At 57.6% G+C, this 19589-nt stretch carries 22 protein-coding genes; 3 read left to right on the forward strand and 19 right to left on the reverse strand.

The annotated features are described in order from the left end of the window. Positions 1 to 53 precede the first annotated feature (53 nt). Complete coding sequence (locus K341_RS0103835) at positions 54 to 410, reverse strand: hypothetical protein (protein WP_009752875.1); 357 nt, start codon at positions 408 to 410, stop codon at positions 54 to 56. Between the two features lie 219 nt (positions 411 to 629). Here K341_RS0103835 and K341_RS0103840 point away from each other — a divergent pair, with 219 nt between their 5' ends. Beyond that, on the forward strand, positions 630 to 974 hold the full coding sequence (locus K341_RS0103840) for a cupin domain-containing protein (RefSeq protein WP_009658235.1): 345 nt from the start codon (positions 630 to 632) through the stop codon (positions 972 to 974). Between the two features lie 123 nt (positions 975 to 1097). Here K341_RS0103840 and K341_RS0103845 read toward each other — a convergent pair whose 3' ends face one another. From K341_RS0103845 to K341_RS0103925, 17 genes are all read right to left on the reverse strand, one after another. After that, on the reverse strand, positions 1098 to 2249 hold the full coding sequence (locus tag K341_RS0103845) for a mannitol-1-phosphate 5-dehydrogenase (protein WP_026761912.1): 1152 nt from the start codon (positions 2247 to 2249) through the stop codon (positions 1098 to 1100). A gap of 2 nt (positions 2250 to 2251) precedes the next feature. Beyond that, positions 2252 to 4150: a PTS mannitol transporter subunit IICBA gene (locus K341_RS0103850; RefSeq protein WP_026761913.1), complete on the reverse strand. Its 1899-nt coding sequence runs from the start codon at positions 4148 to 4150 to the stop codon at positions 2252 to 2254. Between the two features lie 253 nt (positions 4151 to 4403). Next, entirely contained in the window at positions 4404 to 5420 is a 1017-nt protein-coding gene (gene tsaD, locus K341_RS0103855; protein WP_026761914.1) for a tRNA (adenosine(37)-N6)-threonylcarbamoyltransferase complex transferase subunit TsaD, read from the reverse strand. A gap of 33 nt (positions 5421 to 5453) precedes the next feature. Beyond that, a complete protein-coding gene (locus tag K341_RS0103860; protein WP_009658251.1) occupies positions 5454 to 7118 on the reverse strand; it encodes a WG repeat-containing protein in 1665 nt (554 codons plus the stop codon). After that, positions 7118 to 7618: a ribosomal protein S18-alanine N-acetyltransferase gene (rimI, locus tag K341_RS0103865; protein WP_009350570.1), complete on the reverse strand. Its 501-nt coding sequence runs from the start codon at positions 7616 to 7618 to the stop codon at positions 7118 to 7120. The genes K341_RS0103860 and rimI overlap by 1 nt, the downstream gene beginning before the upstream one ends. Further along, positions 7615 to 8334 (reverse strand): tRNA (adenosine(37)-N6)-threonylcarbamoyltransferase complex dimerization subunit type 1 TsaB, encoded by a 720-nt coding sequence (gene tsaB / locus K341_RS0103870; RefSeq protein WP_026761915.1) that lies wholly within the window; start codon positions 8332 to 8334, stop codon positions 7615 to 7617. Before tsaB ends, rimI begins: the two co-directional genes overlap by 4 nt. Then, positions 8315 to 8791, reverse strand: coding sequence for a tRNA (adenosine(37)-N6)-threonylcarbamoyltransferase complex ATPase subunit type 1 TsaE (gene tsaE / locus K341_RS0103875; RefSeq protein WP_026761916.1), 477 nt, complete (start codon positions 8789 to 8791; stop codon positions 8315 to 8317). Before tsaE ends, tsaB begins: the two co-directional genes overlap by 20 nt. Positions 8792 to 8889: 98 nt before the next feature. Next, positions 8890 to 10131, reverse strand: coding sequence for a glycerate kinase type-2 family protein (locus tag K341_RS0103880; protein ID WP_026761917.1), 1242 nt, complete (start codon positions 10129 to 10131; stop codon positions 8890 to 8892). 168 nt (positions 10132 to 10299) lie between these two features. Next, positions 10300 to 10827, reverse strand: a complete 528-nt coding sequence (gene rimM, locus K341_RS0103885) for a ribosome maturation factor RimM (RefSeq protein WP_026761918.1) — start codon at positions 10825 to 10827, stop codon at positions 10300 to 10302. After that, complete coding sequence (locus K341_RS0103890) at positions 10799 to 11209, reverse strand: YlqD family protein (RefSeq protein WP_009350564.1); 411 nt, start codon at positions 11207 to 11209, stop codon at positions 10799 to 10801. The genes rimM and K341_RS0103890 overlap by 29 nt, the downstream gene beginning before the upstream one ends. Positions 11210 to 11268: 59 nt before the next feature. After that, positions 11269 to 11496, reverse strand: a complete 228-nt coding sequence (locus K341_RS0103895) for a KH domain-containing protein (protein ID WP_026761919.1) — start codon at positions 11494 to 11496, stop codon at positions 11269 to 11271. Between the two features lie 82 nt (positions 11497 to 11578). Continuing rightward, positions 11579 to 11854: a 30S ribosomal protein S16 gene (gene rpsP / locus K341_RS0103900; protein WP_009350562.1), complete on the reverse strand. Its 276-nt coding sequence runs from the start codon at positions 11852 to 11854 to the stop codon at positions 11579 to 11581. Positions 11855 to 11876: 22 nt separating this feature from the next. Further along, the gene (ffh, locus tag K341_RS0103905; RefSeq protein ID WP_026761920.1) at positions 11877 to 13253 is read right to left on the reverse strand and encodes a signal recognition particle protein; all 1377 of its coding nucleotides are present in this window, start codon (positions 13251 to 13253) and stop codon (positions 11877 to 11879) included. Continuing rightward, positions 13250 to 13630 (reverse strand): sigma factor-like helix-turn-helix DNA-binding protein, encoded by a 381-nt coding sequence (locus tag K341_RS0103910; RefSeq protein ID WP_009350560.1) that lies wholly within the window; start codon positions 13628 to 13630, stop codon positions 13250 to 13252. The genes ffh and K341_RS0103910 overlap by 4 nt, the downstream gene beginning before the upstream one ends. 98 nt (positions 13631 to 13728) lie before the next feature. Beyond that, positions 13729 to 15174 (reverse strand): DUF438 domain-containing protein, encoded by a 1446-nt coding sequence (locus K341_RS0103915; protein ID WP_009752783.1) that lies wholly within the window; start codon positions 15172 to 15174, stop codon positions 13729 to 13731. A gap of 227 nt (positions 15175 to 15401) precedes the next feature. Continuing rightward, entirely contained in the window at positions 15402 to 15800 is a 399-nt protein-coding gene (locus tag K341_RS0103920) for an ExbD/TolR family protein (RefSeq protein WP_009350558.1), read from the reverse strand. Further along, on the reverse strand, positions 15797 to 16486 hold the full coding sequence (locus K341_RS0103925; RefSeq protein WP_026761921.1) for a MotA/TolQ/ExbB proton channel family protein: 690 nt from the start codon (positions 16484 to 16486) through the stop codon (positions 15797 to 15799). Before K341_RS0103925 ends, K341_RS0103920 begins: the two co-directional genes overlap by 4 nt. A 220-nt stretch (positions 16487 to 16706) precedes the next feature. On the opposite strand from K341_RS0103925, the gene trpD reads away from it, so the two are divergent. Together trpD and K341_RS0103935 are read left to right on the forward strand one after the other, a co-directional pair. After that, positions 16707 to 17729: an anthranilate phosphoribosyltransferase gene (gene trpD / locus K341_RS0103930; protein ID WP_026761922.1), complete on the forward strand. Its 1023-nt coding sequence runs from the start codon at positions 16707 to 16709 to the stop codon at positions 17727 to 17729. Between the two features lie 14 nt (positions 17730 to 17743). Continuing rightward, the gene (locus tag K341_RS0103935) at positions 17744 to 18691 is read left to right on the forward strand and encodes a bile acid:sodium symporter family protein (RefSeq protein WP_026761923.1); all 948 of its coding nucleotides are present in this window, start codon (positions 17744 to 17746) and stop codon (positions 18689 to 18691) included. A gap of 143 nt (positions 18692 to 18834) precedes the next feature. Here the strand turns inward: K341_RS0103935 and sdhB are convergent, their stop codons facing one another. Then, a complete protein-coding gene (gene sdhB / locus K341_RS0103940; RefSeq protein WP_026761924.1) occupies positions 18835 to 19587 on the reverse strand; it encodes a succinate dehydrogenase iron-sulfur subunit in 753 nt (250 codons plus the stop codon). Between the last annotated feature and the right edge of the window lie 2 nt (positions 19588 to 19589).

The following is a 19589-nucleotide window of genomic DNA, read 5'->3' on the forward strand; positions in this document are numbered from 1 at the left end:
GCTGTTACACGAATCATTCGTGCAGCAGCTCCTTTCCCTAACGTCGTTTTTCTTTATGAGGCAATTGCCGTCCTATTCTCGAGAATGACTTTCCCCGCCTGACACGCGGGACAAATACAAGTCGTCTCGCCTTGCGACTTTGCCTTTTTTGCCGCAATCGTCAGCCCGCTCGCTTTTTTCTCGCCGAACGCGGCAATTCCCTCCGGGGAATCCGTGAATCCGATGAGCTGATCGATCGTGAGAACGTCGCTCTTGATTTCATCAATCAAAGCTGCATACGCGGGCTTCTCCCCCGGCGTATCCACAGCCCTTAGAAAGGCTTGCGCCTTTTCCTTCAGCCCCTCATAGACAGAGGGCGCTTCGCTGAGTTTCTCCACCTGCTTGATGACGCCGTCGCGATCCAAAGCCATATCGTCGACCTCCTTCTCCAAGTAATATGTCTGAGTTATAAAAATAATCTATCCGTATTATAGGGCAATGTACGCCGTTTGACAATAAGAAAAAAGATTTGCACATCCGTAATTCCGAGTAATTTTCTCGGAATTGTGGTTTGAATCACAGTCACACGTTCCCATGCGGTGTATGCTAAAGTCACAATTTACAAGACGATTTACAGAGGAGGAACAATCATGGCAATTCTAAACAACATTGCGCATACACAGACGCTCTTGCTCAAGGAACAGGTCGCCTACGCGGACGGACAGGTTATCAGCAAGACACTTGTTCAGAATAAAGGGCTCGGAATCACACTCTTCGCTTTTGCCAAGGGCGAAGGCGTCAGCACACACGAATCGAAGGGTGACGCACTCGTCACAGCTCTTGAGGGCGAGGGCGTCATCACGATCGACGACACCGTCTACAACATTAAAGAGGGAGAAAGTATCGTTATGCCCGCACGGCATCCGCACTCCGTCTACGCATCAAAGGACAGCGGCTTCAAGATGCTTCTTGTCGTAGCTTTCCCCGAAGCCTGATGATATATAAGCCATCTGCTGTATAAAATACTACATTGGATTGCTTTGTCCATAATAAAAGACGACCGCAGGAATATTCTTCGGTCGTCTTTTATTATGTTGTGGATGGAGTATAAATCGGTGCTAACGATTCAACTCCGCATTTTTCTCAACGATGAGCTTAAACAGCTCCGTGTCCGCAGGAATCTCTGTGAAATGCGTGAGCGCGGCGTCAAAGCCGTGTTCTTTCACATAGTTCTGCACCTCGACCGCTTCCGGGTCGTCCGCGTAGTCGAAGTGAAGCGCGGCGGCAATCACCGTCGCGAGTGCTTCGGGTTTCTTCCCCAGTCCCATCAGCTGCACGGCGGGAGAGACAAGTCGATCCGCTACGCCGAGCTTGCGCTTCGGGCCGCGGGCGACGCGCGTCACGGCATCGGAGAGATGCGGATTTTTGAACCGTTCCTCTGCCGTTCTGATATATGCGGCGTGTTTTTCACGGTCAAAGCCGTATTTCTCGATAAGTAGTTCGCTCGTCTCCCCCCACACGCGTCGAACAAAGGAGACGATCTCCTCGTCGCGCATCGCGGCGGCGATGTCCTCGATCCCCTTGAGATACGCCATGTAGGCGATGGAAGCGTGCCCCGTGTTGACCGAGAAGAGCTTGCGCTCGATGTAAGCGGTGAGGTTGTCCACCCACATCAGCCCCTCGATGCCAGGCGGCGTGCCGACCGCCCCCTTGCGGTCGACATCCCACTCGGCAAAGGGCTCGACCTTGACGAGGAGCGGATCCTCGTTGTGCTGGATCGGAACGATGCGGTCAACCGCCGCATCGGGGAATCCGATGCAGCGACTTGCTTTCTCCTTCACATCGTCCGGGAGATGTTCATATACAAAATTTTTGAGCACGGTCGAGCCGCCGACCATGTTCTCACACGCGATGATGTTGAGCGGTGCATCGTTCTTCGCGAGACGGCGCGCAAGCCCCTTTGCAATGTTCGGCGCGATGAATTTGAGGATGTTCGGCCCGATCGCCGTCGTCACGATATCTGCCGTGACAAACGCATCGAGCAGCTCCTCAAGGTTCGTATTGCTGTTGATCGCCCGCACATGCTCCACATGGATTTTTTTCGGCGTATCGCCGACAATCTCAATGTCGTAAGCGCGGCGCGCGTTGATCTCGTCGACGAGCGCCTCCGCCACATCGACGAACGTGACCTCGTAGCCCGAGCGGACGAGGAGCTCGCCGATGAAGCCGCGGCCGATATTGCCGCCGCCGAAATGAATGGCCTGTTTCATCCTCAGTCCTCCTGCATAAAAACGGCATAGAGTTCATCCGCGCTCTTGGTCGCAAATAGCGCCGCAAGCTGCTCGTCGCTGTAGTCGCCGACCATGGTCGCGATGTTCGCGAGGATCGCGAGATGATCGTTGCCCATGCCTGCGATGCCGATGACGAGATGCGCGGTCTCATCGCCGAACTTCACCCCTTCGGGGTACTGGAGGACGACGATGCCCGTCTTTTTAATGGTATCCTTGACGGCGTTCTCCCCGTGCGGGATTGCAATCCCCTTGCCGATGAAGGTCGAAAGCTCCTTCTCGCGGTTGAGCATCCCCTGCACATACCCCTCGTCAACGTAGCCGCCCGCCACAAGCAGTTTTCCCGCCGCGGTGACCGCCTCTTCTCGGCTGACCGAGGGGAGACCGACCTTGACGTTCTCTTTCAGCAGGACGCCCACGCCGATTTTCGGCTCTGCGGACGCGTCGGCTTCGCTCGTCGGCGCGGAGGTATCGACCGCAGCGGCCTTCAGCCGCTCGGTGACGATGTCGTAGACGTTGTTCTGCGTGAAGTCGCGTACCCAGATGTGCTCCGCCTGCGGCGAATCCGCAAGTGCGCGCTCGGCGAGTTTTTCATGTGAGATAACGAGCTGCGCTTCCTGCGGAATCGCACCGATCGCACAGTTTGTCACCGAAATGTCAGTGTATCCGTCCTTCTTGAGCTTCTTGCGCAGCGCCGCCGCGCCGAGTGCCGAGGAGCCCATACCCGCGTCGCAGGCGTAGACGATGACCTTCAGATCCTTGCCCGAGACTTTCTTCTCAGCCGGGAGATCTTTGCCGCGGTTCTTCATATCCGTCATGCTCTCACGCGCATTCTCAAGAGAGTCGTCGTCCACATCCTTGGACATCTTGATAAAGACGGAAGCCACCGCGCACGATACTGCCGTCGCAACGGCAACCGCCGACATGTTTGCAAACAGCGCCGTACTGTTCGGCGTCATGGCAATAATCGCAAAGATCGAACCGGGTGACGAGGGCGCAATAAGCCCACCGTTCAGCATCACAAGCGTAAAGACACCGGACATTCCGCCCGCGATCGCCGCGATGATGAGGATCGGCTTCATGAGTATGTACGGGAAATAGATTTCGTGAATACCGCCGAGGAAGTGGATGATCATCGCACCCGGCGCCGACGACTTTGCCATGCCCTTACCGAAGAGCCAGTAAGCAAGCAGAATCCCTAAACCCGGTCCCGGATTTGCCTCAAGCAGGAAGAATGTGGACTTGCCGAACTCCTGCGCCTGCTGAATACCAAGCGGGCTTAGGACACCGTGGTTCAACGCATTATTGAGGAAGAGTACCTTTGCCGGCTCGATGATGATGGATGCCAGCGGCAATAAGCCCGCCGCAACGATACCTTCAACGCCGGAGCGCAGGACATCGTTCGCCGCACTGACGATCGGCCCCACGACCTCAAACGCGAGGATCGCGAGAATGCCGCCGAGGATGCCGAGTGAGAAGTTATTGACGAGCATCTCAAAGCCGCCCGGGATGCTGTCGCGGATGGCGTTGTCAAATTTCTTGATGACTGCGCCGCCCAAAGGACCCATGATCATCGCCCCGAGGAACATCGGGATGTCGGAACCTGCGATCACGCCCGAGGTCGCAATCGCCCCCATCACGCCGCCGCGGTGTCCGTTAACGGCGAATCCGCCCGTGAATCCGATGAGCAGCGGTATCAGCCATTTGCTCATGGGGCCGCCGACCTGTGCGAGCGTCTCGTTCGGCATCCACCCGGTTGGAATAAATAATGCGGTGAGGAAGCCCCACGCGATAAATGCGCCGATATTCGGCATCACCATTCCGGACAGGAAGCGGCCAAATTTCTGCATGGCCTCCTGCGCCCCTCCGCCCTGTTGACTCATAAAAATCCCCCTCTATATAATAAAAATATGGTAAGAGCCGTCCCAAAACTTTCTAGGAAGAACTCCCCCAAACCAAACGGTACATATGCGCCCCATTCCCACATAGTGCACGATATACTATAAATCTCATTATAGCGAATCTTTTTCATTCGCACAATATAGAGATCCCTCATTCAAGTATAAAATAATTCTATATATAAAAGAAAAAAGTCAATGCGCAACATATATTGCACATCGACATGATTCATTTTTATTATACCCCAAAATCCAGTCCCGGCACGGCATTCAAATATAGGTTATCGTAATGCACCGCCGCCGCTTGATAGGCGCCGCGGCAGGCGATCATCGCGGCGTTGTCCGTACAGAGACGCGGCGAGGGATAGAGGTAGCGAATGCCGCGCTCCACCGCGGTCTCGCGCAGACGGTTCTCGAGCGCGGCGTTCGCCGCGACGCCGCCTGCGAGGACGAGCGTATCGCGCCCCGCTTCCCGGATCGCCTCGAACGCCTTGTGCACGAGCACCTCCACGACGGCGGACTGGAACGACGCGGCGATGTCCGCCCGATGCAGCTCATGCCCTTTCATTTTCTCGCTGTTGATATAGTTCAGGACGGCGGATTTCAGTCCGCTGAAGCTGAACTCATAGTTCCCCTCCTGTGCGAGGGCGCGCGGAAAATCGATCGCGGCGGCATTTCCTTCCCGAGCGAGTTTATCGATCTCAGGCCCCCCGGGATACGGCAACCCCATCACGCGCGCGACCTTGTCAAACGCCTCGCCCGCCGCATCGTCACGCGTCTTTCCCATCTGACGGAAGCTATCGTAGTCCGCAACGTCGACGAGCGCCGTATGCCCGCCCGAGACGACGAGCGCCATAAAGGGCGGCGTGAGATCCTTCGTCTCAAGGAAATTTGCAAAGATATGCCCCTCAAGATGATTGACCCCGATGAGCGGCACACCGAGGGAAAATGCAAGCGATTTCGCCGCTGATACGCCGACGAGAAGCGCGCCGACGAGCCCGGGACCATAGGTGACGGCGACTTGATTGATATCCGAAAGTTCTATGCCCGCCTCTTTGACCGCTCGATCCACGACGGGCAGGATGCTCAGGATGTGGTTGCGCGAGGCAATCTCCGGCACAACGCCGCCGTATTTCCGATGAATCGGTATCTGCGTCGCAGTCACGCAGGAGAGCAGCTCCCGCGTCCCGCGCAGCACCGCCGCCGAGGTCTCGTCGCAGCTTGTCTCGATGCCGAGGGTAATTTTTTCGCGCATGACCGCCCTCCCTTCCCCGCGTCCGTTTTTCTTTTATTCATCCTCATCCGCCGGAAGCAGCTCTCTCTCTTTCGTTCGGAAAATATCCGCGGCGTCGTACGCGGGCGCGACGACAAACGCGCCGGCATGATCCATATAGCCCCACAGTTTTCCGACCCGCACCGGCATCAGTCCCGCGGCAAAGGGGCCGAGATCCGTCACGCCGTCGGGCAGTGTCAAAATATCTTTGCCGTCTTTGTCGATCACATGCCACGTTCCATCCTTGCATACACTCGCCGCACCCTCGCCGAAGCTCACGACCTGATCGTATGCCGGCGGAATAATAGCGGCACCCGCGCGGTCGATAAAGCCCCATCGATCGTTGAGGCGCACCGCGAAAAGCCCTTCGGTCAGCGGATAGATTCTTTCATACCGCGGTTCGATCACATAGGCACCCGTCCTGTCCATGACGCCCCACTTTCCCTTTGTCATGACATAGGAAAGGCCGTTCTTATCAAAAGGACTCACATAGTCGTTCTTCGTCGAAATGATTTCTTTTCCCGCGGCATCGACATAGCCTCGCTTTAAGACATCGTTGCCGATGCTCGTATAGATTTTATCGTCGTAGATCTTATCCCACTTGCTGCCGACCAACATGGTCGAAATCGCGTTGAAGCTATAAGTTCCGACGCGGTTATATACCGCGGCCAGCCCGTCCTTATAAGGTTCCATGCGGTCATAGGTCGACGGCCACAGAATCGTTCCCGTCGCATCGATAAAGTACGCGAAGCGATCGTCGCTCACAATCGCCCGTCCGTCCTCCGTAAAATCGTGATCCACATAGTAAAAATGCGGCTTGATAACCTCCGCGCCCGTCCGGTCGACGAATCCCCAATCGGGACGCACAATGGCGCCGTGGTTCTTCAGCACAGCCGCGTAGCCGCCGGAAAAATCTCTCGCATCCGCATACGCGCAGGGAACGACCTGTGCACCCGTCTTATCGATATAACCGTAACGTCTCGTATCGTCCCGAACGACGGCCGTGCCGTCCGAGAACGGACGCGCCTCCGCATAGACGCAGGGAATGACCGTCGTTCCCTCCCGATTGATATAGCCGTAGCGGTTCGTATCGTCCTTTACCGCCGCCAGCCCCTCCGAAAAATGCCCCGTCGCCCGATAATGCCCGGGCAGAAAACGTCCGTCGAGATCAACAAACGTCCACGTTTTATCCGACCGACACACGCTCGCAAGGCCTTCGCAATAGGAGTACAGTTCGCGCTGCTCAATGGGAACGACGATATGCCCGTCCGCGTCGTAGGCGCCGTAGCGATCGTTCTTCTTATCATAGACGATAAAGCGCCCTTCCTTCGCGTCGCCGACCCGCTCGTACGCGACCGGAACCGCGACCGTACCGTCCGCGCGCAGAACGCCGCATTGTTTTTTATCCGTCACATGGATAAAGCCCGCGCTGTCAAAGCGAATCTTATCGTAAATCGGCGGCACGACAACGTTCCCCGCCGTATCGAGGACGGCGCGCTTCTTTCCCGTATGGACGATGACCAGACCGTCTATGATCTCGGATTTTTCCTCCTCCTCGCCCGCGACTATCATGGCGTGGATGATATTCCCAAAAATACCGGCCTCGGCGTCGTTCCCCGGCAGCAAAAACATCGTCGATAAGAGAGCGCCGACAAAAAGCCGTCTTCCCCATTGCTTCATCATTCTTCTCCTTGAGCGACGGATTCCGGCGCGCCGGACGCGGCGCCGCCGCACATTTCCTTTAACTTTGTATGCCACATGAGGATCGCGTCCTCATCATTATCTTGGTAGTATTTCTTTCGCACGCCGACAGCGGAAAATCCAAGGCGTTCATAGAGATGCAGGGCGGCGGCATTCGAGGGGCGCACCTCGAGCGTCATGCGCTCCGCTCCGCGCGCTGCGGCGGCACGCATCATCGCTTCCATCAGGCGGCATCCGAGCCCGCGCCCGCGCCGCGTCTCCGTGAGCGCGATATTGGTCACCTGTGCCTCCTCGAAGGAGATCCAGCAGCCTGCAAAGCCGATGATGTGATCGTCCTCGCACGCCACGATATAGCAGGCAAATTTATTCGACGCCTCACGCCAAAAATCCTCGCGCGACCACGGCGTGGGGAAGCTCTCCCGCTCCACGCGTGCGACGCCCTTGGCATCCTCCGCTGTGAGCGCACGAAACGTGATCATACCGCCTGCTCCGCACCGTGACGTTTCTCCCAGAGCACCTCCGCTTCGCTCCGACGCAGATAGAGCGGCTCGAGCGTCATCGCATCGTCCGCCGCATCGCGCGCAAGGCGTGCGAGGCCTGCGAGCCCCACACAGGCGGCGCGCGGCATCCGCATGTGTATCGGCGCAAGCCGCACGCCCGCGGGGAGCGGCTCATCCGCTGCCTTTTGCATCGCGTCCCCCATCAGGAGCACGGTCTTCTCCGTCCCCGCAAGAGACGCGACGAGCGCGTCGCGCGGCAGGATGCGCAGGGGACACACGCTATGGAGAACAGGTTTGCCGCTCTCCCATGTCCACGCAAATTCCTCTGTGTAGACGTTACCCTTTTGCGCATCCATCATAGGAACGAGGCGCACGCCCTCCCACATGCAGTGATAAGCGAGCGCCTCGAGCGTCGGCACGCCGACCATGGGAATCCGAAGTGCATAGGACATCATCTTCGCGGCGGCAAGCCCGATGCGCAGCCCGGTGAAAGAGCCGGGACCGATGCTGACGGCAACGCCCGCGAGCTCATCTTTTTTCACGCGCGCCATCCGCAGTGCCGTCTCGATGTGCGGCATCAGAGTATCTGAGTGGGTCAGCGCCCCCTGCATACTGATCTCCGCGGCGACGAGCTCCTCTGAGATCACTGCGACGCTCGAGACCTGCGAAGCGGTATCAACGGCTATGATTGACAAGTCCGTCCAGCTCCTTTAAGAGCGCCGTGCTCTTTTCCCCCACAGCGTCGAATGTGAATTGCCGCCCCTCCGCCGAGACGGCATCGATCCGTACCGTCAGGCGGTCGGCGGGCATCGCATCCGGGAATTTCTCCGCCCACTCGATGAGCACGATGCCCTCCTGTACCTCCGCGTACTCGTAAAACCCAATGTCCTCAAGCTCCTCTTCAGTATTCAGCCGATAGAGGTCAAAATGCACGATGGGACATGCCGCTTCGTAAATATTCATCAGGTTGAACGTCGGACTCGTGACGTCGCTCTCCACGCCTAGCGTGCGCGCAAGTGCGCGTACGAAGAGAGTCTTGCCGACGCCAAGTTCCCCGTCGAGGCAGATCACCGTCCCCTCACGGATAATTTTACCGATCGTTCCCGCTAAATGCGCAGTCTCCTCTGGAGATTGCGTGATACAGGTGAGCATAGTTCAACCCCTCATGAATACATGTGAAAACCGAAATAAAGTTCTGATATATTATAACACGCGCGCGGAATTTGCGCAAAAGAAAAAGCACACAGACTCTAGCGGATGAGGAGTACCGCAACATCGTTCACATTCGTCCCCGTGGGCCCCGTCATAATCAGCCCGTCGACGGCTTGCAGCGCGCGGTATGCGTCGTTGTCCGCAAGGATCTCATCGATGCTGATACCGCGTGCCGCGAGCGCCTTCGACGTATGCCCGTCGACATAGCCGCCCGCCGCATCCGTCGGTCCGTCCGTCCCGTCGCTGCCAAAGCTAAAGAGCGCGACATTCTCCATCCCGGCGAACCCTGCGGCGGCGGCAAGCGTCAGCTCCTGATTACGCCCCCCCTTGCCGTGTCCCGTAAGGTGCACGACCGTCTCCCCGCCCGCGATATAGGCGCGCGCGCCGTCTCCCCGATGCGTCTTTGCGATGGCGCTGAGGAACCGTCCCGCTTCGCGCGCTTCGATAGCGAGTTCATCCGTGAGGATATGCGGATCATATCCGAGTCTCCGGCACTCCGCCGCCGCCGCCGCGCAGAGCTCGCGCACGCTGCCCGTAATGTGCGTTTCCACATTTGGCAGTTTCTGCGGCAACGGCTCATCCAAGAGCGCCATGGCGGCATCCGATAGTTCCAATCGGTATTTTTTGACAATCGCCTTCGCCTGCTCCGTGCTCGTGCTGTCGGGATATGCGGGGCCCGATGCGATCATATCGAGCGGATCGCCGATGATGTCGCTCAGCACGATGCTCAGAACCTGCGCCGGCGCGCAGTGTGCGCCAAATCGCCCGCCCTTGACCGCACTCATGCGCTTGCGGATCGTATTGATCTCCACGATGTCCGCGCCCGAGGCAAGCAATTTTTCCGTCATCGCCGCAAGCTCCGCGTCGGGAATGATCGGCTGCTCAAAGAGCGCGCTCCCCCCGCCCGAGAGGAGGAAGAGCACCGTATCGTCTGCGCAGAGATCTGTCGTCATCTCCAGTGCCTGCGCCGTCGCGGCAAAGGAGTTCGCATCGGGAACGGGATGTCCCGCCTCAAAGCAGACAAGTCCGGGAATCGGCGCGCGTACATGGTCGTACTTCGTAATTACGATGCCGTCATGAATACGATCCCCCAACATCTCCGCCGCCGTCTTTGCCATCTGCCACGCGGCTTTGCCAACCGCGACGAGAACGAGCTTCCCCTTTGCAAACTCATGTCCCGCGAGCGCCTTTCGAACGGCGGCATCCGGGAGCACGGCGCGCAGAGACGCCGCAACAATCGCATCCGCATCGCGCCGGAGCGCACTGTGTTCAAGCGTCATGTGAAACTCCTTTCCAGAAAATTCTCACATCAATTCCTCATAAAAAACCGCCGTGACCTCAGGCAGCCCATAAAACATCCCTGCAGCAAGGCGGTTCTTCGACGCGTCTTTCTCGCATCTCTTCCGATGTAAATTTTGCAGCGGCTCATGCCGCAAGACACGAGAAGATCAGCGCCGGTCGTCCGCCTCGTCCGGCAGGCACACATCCATGCGCCCGCCCGCGATGTCGATATTGCGCACGACGCTGTGCAGCGCAGGGATCAGGAGCTCGCGTCCGTCCTCCGCACGCACGGCATAGACGTCGTTGCTGCCCGTGCGGATGACGTTCTCGACGCTGCCGAGGAGCGTACCCGCTTCATCATAGACGGACAGCCCCACGATATCAAAGACGTAATACTCCCCCTCCTCGAGCGGTGCGGCATCCGTGCGCGCGACGGTGAGCAGCCGTCCCGTGAGCCGCTGTGCCTCCTCGCGGACGGGATACTCGCGGAACTGCATGAGGAAGTTCTTCCCCTGCTCTTTCATGCGCACGATGTGCAGGAGCTCGTCCCCCACCACGACCTCGCGCAGTCGGGCGAATCGTTCGGGGAAGTCCGTCAGCGGGATGACGCGCACATCGCCGGCGATGCCGTGCGGCGCACCGACGCGCCCGATGACAATGCGCCCCTCAGGAGCGGATGGCGATAATTTTGTCATCTTCGACCAAAATCTCAACGTTCATGATCTCGCGCATATCGTCGCCGATATGCACCTCGACCTGATGCTCAAGCGTGCCCTGAATGATCTCCGCGCCCTCGGCGAATTTCTCGAGCTCCTCAAGATGCGCGCGCGTCTGTTCCACATACTCCATGCGGGACTGGCGTTCCTGTCGGATCATGTTGATGTGGTCGATCGCCTGCGGTGTCAGCTCCCCCTGCTCCGCCTCCTGCATGACACGTTTTTCCTGAATGCCGATCTGCTGGAGTTCGAGTTCTGCACGGCTGACGCCTTCCTCCATCTCCTTTCGCATCTTCGTGCGCAGCTTCTCCGTCAGTTTTGCCTTGACCGTGACAGGCACTTTCAGCGAAATAGAATCCATGTTGATCTCTCCTTATACAAAAACGGCGACCGTCTAAGACGCACGCCGTTTCAATGGGTTCAGCCGATCTCGACCGTCGCCCGTTTATTCTCCTTCGTTGCGGCGGCTTTGACAACGCTGCGCAGCGCCTTTGCGATGCGCCCCTGCTTACCGATGACCTTACCCATGTCATCCTCCGCCACATGAAGTTTCAATATGATCTCTTGATCATCCTGCGTCTCGTCAACGACGACAGCTTCCGAATGATCCACCAAGGATTTGGCAATAACCTCGACTATCTCTTTCACGCCGGTCGTCTCTCCTCACCGCGCGCCGGACTGAGGGATTCCTTCGATATGAAAGAACCCCGTTCCCCGGACGCTGCGCTCCTTAGTCCTTCTTGCGCTTTGCCTCGGCAAATTTTGCCATTGTACCGTTCTTGCTCAGGATGTTCCTGACCGTATCGGTCGGCTGTGCGCCCTTCTGCATCCAGTCGATCGCCTTCTCCTCGTCAATGTTGACGACGGCGGGCTGTTTCGACGGATCGTAATTCCCAAGGATTTCGATGAATCGACCGTCGCGCGGTGCGCGCGAGTCGGCGACAACGATGCGGTAGAAGGGATTCTTCTTCGCACCCATGCGGTTCAAACGAATCTTGACTGCCATATTCTCACCACCTTTCGTTGTGTTACCTAAAGAACGGCATTTTGGGAAGCCCCATGCCGCCGAGTGACGGCATCTTTGGCATTTTCCCCTTGCCCTTCATTTGGTTCATCTTCTTCATCATCTTGCGCATTTCGCCGAACTGCTTGAGGAGCTTATTGACGTCCTGCACGCGCGTACCGCTGCCCGCAGCGATGCGCTTGCGGCGGCTGCCGTTGATGATCGTAATGTCCGCGCGTTCCTTCGGGGTCATCGCGCGGATGATTGCCTCGAGACGGCGCATTTCCTTGCCGTCAAGATCGAGCTCTTGATCGCCGAGCTTTTTCTTCAGACCGCCCATCCCCGGAATCATGCCGAGGATGTTATTCAGCGAACCGAGCTTTTTGATCTGCTGCATCTGCTCAAGGAAGTCATCGAGTGTGAAGTCGTTCTTGCGGAGCTTCTCCTCCATCTTCTTCGCGTTCTCGAGGTCGAAATTTTCCTGCGCCTTCTCCACGAGGGAGAGCACATCGCCCATGCCGAGAATGCGCGACGCCATGCGGTCAGGGTGAAACACCTCAAGCGGGTCGAGCTTTTCGCCCATACCGACGAATTTAACGGGACACCCGGTTACCGCCTTGATGGAAAGCGCTGCACCGCCGCGCGCATCGCCGTCGAGCTTCGTCATGACGATGCCGTCGAGCCCGAGCGAAGCGTCAAACGCCTCCGCGACGTTCACTGCCTCCTGCCCTGTCATCGCGTCAACGACGAGCAGGATTTCATGCGGCTGCACGGCCGCCTTGATGTCGCGCAGCTCCTGCATCAGTGTCTCGTCGATCTGCAGACGTCCCGCCGTATCAATGATGACTACGTCATTTGCGTGCGCTGCCGAGTACGCGATCGAAGCGCGCGCGATGGCAACGGCATCCTCTTGCCCCTGCGAAAACACGGGAGCACCGACCTTCTCGCCGATGACCTCGAGCTGCTTGATGGCGGCGGGGCGATAGATATCGTCCGCCACGAGGAGCGGACGTTTGCCCTGTTTTTTCAGCATGAGGGCGAGCTTGCCCGCCGAGGTCGTCTTACCCGAGCCTTGGAGACCGACGAGCATGATGACCGTCGGCGGGTTTGGGCTGATATTGAGCCGGCTCTCCGTCCCGCCCATGAGCTCCGTGAGCTCCTCGTCGACGATCTTGATGACCGCCTGCGCTGCCGTGAGCGTGTCGAGCACTTCCTGCCCAACGGCGCGTTCCTTGACGCGCTTCACAAAATCCTTAACGACCTTGAAATTGACGTCCGCTTCGAGCAGCGCCATGCGCACCTCGCGCATCGCATCGTTCACGTCGTCCTCGGTCAGTTTGCCGTGTCCGCGCATTTTCTTAAAGATGCCCTGCAGGCGGTCGGATAGATTCTCAAATATCATAAACTCACCTCCTCCTGTTCCGCACTAGTCTCTACATAGCGCCGCAGCGGCGCTATGATATGCTGCACATCCGCAGTTGCGATCGGCTCCTTGAGCGCACACAACTCCTCGTAGATGCCCGCGAGTTCGCGCTCCTCTGCTGCGCGGCGCGCGCGCAGTCCGAGCCGCTCCTCCATCTCGGCAAGCGCATGCTCAGCGCGGCGGATGCTCTCATGTGCCGCCTGCCGCGTGATGCCGAGCGTCTCGCCGATCTCCGCGAGTGAGAAGTCCTCGGCGATGTGCAGGTGCAGACATTCCCGCTGTTTCCCCGTCAGCAGTGCGCCGTATAGATCGTACAGCTGCGCGAGATCGTAAAGCCGCTCCAAGTCATCCCCCATTCCGACGAAACGCCATACGTTTCCTAAAACACTCTTCGCAGTATAACGGCAAACAAAAACCCTGTCAAGCATTTTTCTTGACAGGGTTTATTTTTTGCTTAGCGGCGGAATTTCTCCAGCGGCTCAGCGTGATCCGTCACGAACTCCACTGTCCCCATGTAGTCTCCTGCCGCGTCGTAGAGCGCCTGATAGTGGACGCGGATGGGACGCTCGCGGATATATCGGTGCACGATCATCTGCGTGCGCTTCTTCGCCTTGAAGTCCGCGATGAGGTTGCGCACCACGGGGATGATCTCGGGCGGATGGCAGTTCATCACATCGCGCCCGAGCGCCGACATGGGACGCGTAAATACCTGTCCCTCGTTGGTAAAGAAGCGTACCGTATCGTTCGCGTCGATGAATGTGATGTCCACGGGCAGCATTTTGAAAATTGCATTGAGCTGTTCCATCGACAGCTCGCCCGTCGGGAACTGGAGCTTGCCGTCGGCTGCGCCATCCGCAAGCCGCGCCGCCTCCTGATCGAGCCACGGCTGCGCCTGCTGCCATGGGGGGATGGCGACGCCGAACGAGACGCCCATATCCGGCAGGTCATGGTACATCCGATACCACTCAATCTCCGTAAAATAACGGAGGCTGAGTGGGAAAAGAATCTTCTCCTCCTTGAAAATCATCTCGCGGATTCGCTGCGTGAGGGCGCGCAGGCGTGCCTCATACATCGGCAAATTCTCCGAATCCTCCTTGAGCGCCTTTGTGATCATGCTGAGCTCGCGCTTCATCTCGTCGTCGATGCCCCACATGACCTGCGAGGGACCCGTGACGCCGTAGTCGTAGAGGATCGGCATCAGGAGCTCTTCCTTCTTGATATAGTGCATCCGCACATCGCCGAGGGCAAGTACATGCTCGAGCATCACGTCGGTGCGCTTCGCGCTGTCCAGCTCCGCCTCGATCGCATCGAGCAATGCGCCGAGCGCCGTGTTCTCCTCACGCAGGATCGAGAGCGGATGCCCTTCGGGCAGCGCATCAATGTCGTGGGGGTCGACGGAAGCCGCCTGCGCATGAATCTCATCGTGCGAGAGCGCCCCCGGAGGCGGTGCGGACGGCGTTCCGTGGAACAGCGCGGAATGCACATCGCAGAGACGCTGCACTTCGGTGATCGGCATCCCCTCCTTGATAAGCGTCTGCTCCGCATCCATGATCTCGTGTGCCTCGACATGGCTGAACTCCTCGACGAAATCCTTACGTACGGATTCCAAGTCCTCGCCGCCCGAGAGCCGCTCGATGAATCCGCGCAGGCGTCCCTGCCGTGTCTGCCGATCGTCGCCGATCACCGTAAAACCGTGTTCCTCAAACGTCGCAATGACCTTATTGAGGTCGACGCCCTTGACCGCCGCACCGCGCGGGATCGTCATGATGCGCCCCATCACATTGAGCGCCACATCGCTCGTAATCTCGCGGAACCCAACATCCGCCATGATCTGCCGAACCTCGGGATACTCTCCGACCAAATCGGCGACCGTCTTTTTCAGATCCAAGACCTTTTCCATCGTCAAACTCCTTATATTATCTCTTGTTATGAATCTAAACTATGTGCACATTATAGCGCAGCGTTCCGAAAAAGACTGTAACCTTTGCTACAGGAAATTAGTTCAATAAAATGAAATTCACGGGGATTTGCTTGCCATAATCTCCCCCCTACATTTTAGGCGCTAAATATAAAATAGCCGCGGCATCTGCACAAAATGCGGATGCCGCAGCCTTATTGTCGGTTTCGTTATTCTGCCGCAAGCCCGAAGCGCGTGATGCCTTCCTTGCGGAATTTATCCAGCAGCTCCATGACACCGCTGTAATTCATATCCCCGTCCGCACGCACGACAACGGCGAACTTTGGATTCTTTTGGCTCTCCGTATGCGCGCGGCGCAGGAGCGTCGCCTCATCGATCTGTTTATCCTCGAGCCAGAGCGTGCCGTCCTTGCGCACGGTGACAAGATAGGTGACGTTCAGCTGCGTCTGCGCGGTCTGCGCCTTCGGCAGGTTGACGTCCACGGTCTTGAGGTTCACCATGTAGAGCGTGCTCATGATGAAGAACACGAGCAGGAAAAACATGATGTCGATCATGGGGATGATCATGACCTCGGGCTTATTAAATGCCCTTCTGTCGCGCAGTCTCATGCCTCATCACCTTCCGCCTGTCCGTCCGCGTGAATGGAGGTCTCGAGAACGCCCTTTACTCCCGCGGCGCGTGCAAGCTCAATGCGGTTGTTCTCGGCAACGGAGAAACACATCTCCATGTCCGTAACGATGTTCTCAATGCGCTGTGAGAAGTATGCATGCACAGCCAGTGCGATGATGGCAACGCACAACCCCATTGCCGTGGCGATCAGAGCCTCACCGACGCCGCCTGTGATGGCGGTCGGGTCACCCGCGTCGAGGTTGAACACGCTGAACGTCGAGATCATCCCGCTGATCGTGCCCAGCAGACCGAGCAGCGGCGCCATGGTAACGACGACGCTCAGATAATAGAGACGATTGCGGAATTTGGACAGCGCAATGCCGGACTGCACCTCCATGTAGGAATTCATCTTGCGCGAATTCTTGCTGTTCTTTGAAATTGCGCTGAACAGAATATCCGAAATAGAGCCGCGCTTTACCTCTGTCAGCTGCACGGCTTCTTTGAACTGCCCATTCGCAATATGGAGCATAAACGCGTGGGCAAAGCTCCGCCCCGCATCCGCCCCGGCGAAATAAAGCGCGCGCTCAATGGCGATAAATACGACAAAGATCGACGCCGCCAGCAGGAAGTACATGACCGTACCTCCCTGATGAAAAAAATGTATCCCCTGTGAAATATAATCCATAAATGCCACTTTTCCTTTCCGCCGTTCCTCCATGATGGCATCTGTGCCACCCCCGATTGCGTCACTATCTTACTATAATTTTGCATTTCCGTCAATGAAAACGGATTTCATTGCATATATACATCCAATGCATTTCACAACAAAATGGAAACTCCGGACATTTTATGCTATAATACTGACCTGTATTTAATGATGATACTTTCAAGGGGGGCACACCGCAATGATAAAAGAAGCCATTCAAAAGATCGTGGATAAGAAGGATCTTTACTACGACGAAGCCTATGCCGTAATGAACGAGATCATGTCGGGAGAAACGTCCGCTGTGGAGAACGCCGCATATCTCGCTGCACTCTCGACCAAAAGCAGCGGCATGGAGACGATCGACGAGATCGCAGGCTCAGCTGCGGCGATGCGCAGCCATGCGGAACGCGTGCCACATGACGGCATGGAAGTCATCGACATCGTGGGAACAGGCGGCGATCACTCGGGCAGCATTAATGTCTCGACGACCGCCTCCTTCATCGCAGCAGCGGCGGGACTAAAGGTCTGCAAGCACGGCAACCGCGCCGCCTCGTCGAAATGCGGGACGGCAGACTGTCTTGAGGCGCTCGGCGTCGCCCTCGATCAGTCTCCTGAAAAGGTGCGTGAGGAGCTTGATACCGTCGGCATGGCATTTCTCTTTGCCCAACGCTATCATCAGTCAATGAAATACGTCGGTGCGATCCGCCGCGAGCTCGGCATCCGCACAGTGTTCAACATCCTAGGTCCCCTGACGAACCCGTCGCATCCTGAGTGTATGCTCCTCGGCGTCTACGGCGAGCACCTGCTCCGCCCGCTCGCCCGCGTCCTGCCGACACTCGGTGTGAAGCGTGCACTCATCGTGCACGGCACGGACGGCATGGACGAGATCTCCATCGGCGCACCGACGAAGATCCGCGAGATTGTGAACGGTCGTGAAAGTGCCTACGAGATCACCCCCGAAGACTTTGGCATTCCCCTTGCGGATAAATCCGCCATCCGCGGCGGCTCTCCTGAGGATAACGCCGCCGTGACGCGCGGCATTCTCGCAGGAGAGATCACGGACGCACGTGCGAACGTCTGCCTGCTCAACGCGGGGGCAGCCGTCTACATCTACGGCGCCGCGCCCTCGATCGCTGAGGGAATCGCAGCCGCGCGGCAAACGATTGAAAACGGCAGTGCCGTGTGCAAACTCGAGGACTTTATCCGCCTTTCTAATTCATAAGGGGTCTTTCATCTATGCAGCTTTTGGAGCAAATCAGCAATTTTGTTTCCCGTTTTATGGCGGTATTTGTCATCGCCATCGCCGCCGTTGCCCTTTTTCAGCCGTGGACATTCCTATGGACGGTGCCGTATATCACCATTCTCCTGGGCATTGTTATGTTCGGCATGGGCATGACGCTCCGTTTCGAGGATTTTCGGCTCGTATTGGAGCGTCCAAAAGACGTGCTTATCGGCACTGTCGCTCAGTTCGGCATCATGCCTCTCTTGGCGTGGATACTCGCACATGCTTTTTCCCTGCCGCCTGAGCTCGCCGCAGGCGTGATCCTCGTCGGCACCTGTCCCGGCGGCACCTCGTCCAACGTCATGACATATCTCGCACGCGGAGACGTCGCACTCTCCGTCTCCATGACGATGGCATCGACGGTTCTCGCGCCGATCATGACACCGCTCCTCACACTTTGGCTCGCCGGGCAATGGATTGACATTCCCGCCGGGAAAATGATGATCTCCATTGCGCAAGTCGTCATCGCCCCGATCGTTCTCGGACTTCTCATCAATCACTTCTTTGAGCGTCCGGTACAAAAGGCGATCAAGGTGCTCCCGCTCATCTCCGTCGTCGCCATCGTCCTCATCGTCGGAGCTGTCGTCTCGGCAAATGCGGCGCGCATCATGGAGACGGGCGCGCTTATCATGGTCGTCGTCATGTGCCACAACCTGCTCGGCTATGCGCTTGGCTTTAGCGTTGCAAAGCTCCTGCATATGGACATGGCAAAGGTCAAGGCGGTCTCCATTGAGGTCGGTATGCAGAACTCCGGACTCGCCGCCTCCCTCGCCCTCCTGCACTTCGGCGCGGCAGCCGCGATCCCCGGCGCGCTCTTCAGCGTATGGCACAACATCTCCGGCTCACTCGCCGCGAATTATCTTTCCTCAAGAATGAAGAAATCTCCACGCGAAAAAATATAATTGCTAAAATAAATATAGGGCTGTAACGAAACAGCGTTTTTCGTACTTTCGTTACAGTCCTTTTCTTGATACAAAAAAGAGACTGCTGCGTGAAGGTTATTTCCTCCACGCGGCAGTCTCTTGTTGTCTGAACCGGCTTTGTTTTAATGGTTGAACATGTTGCGCAGCGCCTGCTTGTTGACCTCGCGGTTGAGCTGTGCGAGATGCTGTGTGAGCTTGATGCCCTTCGGGCAGACGCGCTCACAATTCTGGCTGTTGCCGCAGCTCGTGATGCCGCCCTTCTCCATAAGGACGTTCAGACGCTTCGGCGCGTCGAACTTCCCGAGCGGGTGCATATTAAAGAGCAGCGTCTGTGCTGTCGGTGCGGGGCCGATAAAGTCGGACTGCGGGCCGACGTTCGGGCACGCTTCGAGACAGCAGCCGCAGGTCATGCAGTGCGACAGCTCGTAGCAGGTCTCCGCCGTGTACGGGTTCTGAATCGGCGCCTCGCGGTTGTCCCACGAGCCGTCCACCTCGATCCATCCGTGGATGCGCTTGAGACTCTCGAACATGACCGTGCGGTCGATGAGCAGATCGCGGATGACCGGGAACGTGCGCGCGGGCTGGAGACGAATCGGCTCCGTAAGATTGTCCACGAGCGCACAGCACGCCTGCTGTGCCTTGCCGTTGATGACCATCATGCACGCGCCGCAGACCTTTTCGAGACAGTTGCACTCCCATACGGGGGGCGGCACACGCTTGCCGTCAACCGTCACGGGATTCTTCTGAATCTCCATCAGCGCCGCAACGACGTTGAGACCGACGCGGTACGCGACTTCAAATTCCTGTGTATAAGGCTTTTCGGTAGGACCGTCCTGCCGCTCGACAATAAAACGTACTTTTCTCTGTTCTGCCATGG

It is taken from the genome of Centipeda artemidis DSM 19719, assembly GCF_000426665.1.
Classification (GTDB): domain Bacteria; phylum Bacillota; class Negativicutes; order Selenomonadales; family Selenomonadaceae; genus Centipeda; species Centipeda artemidis.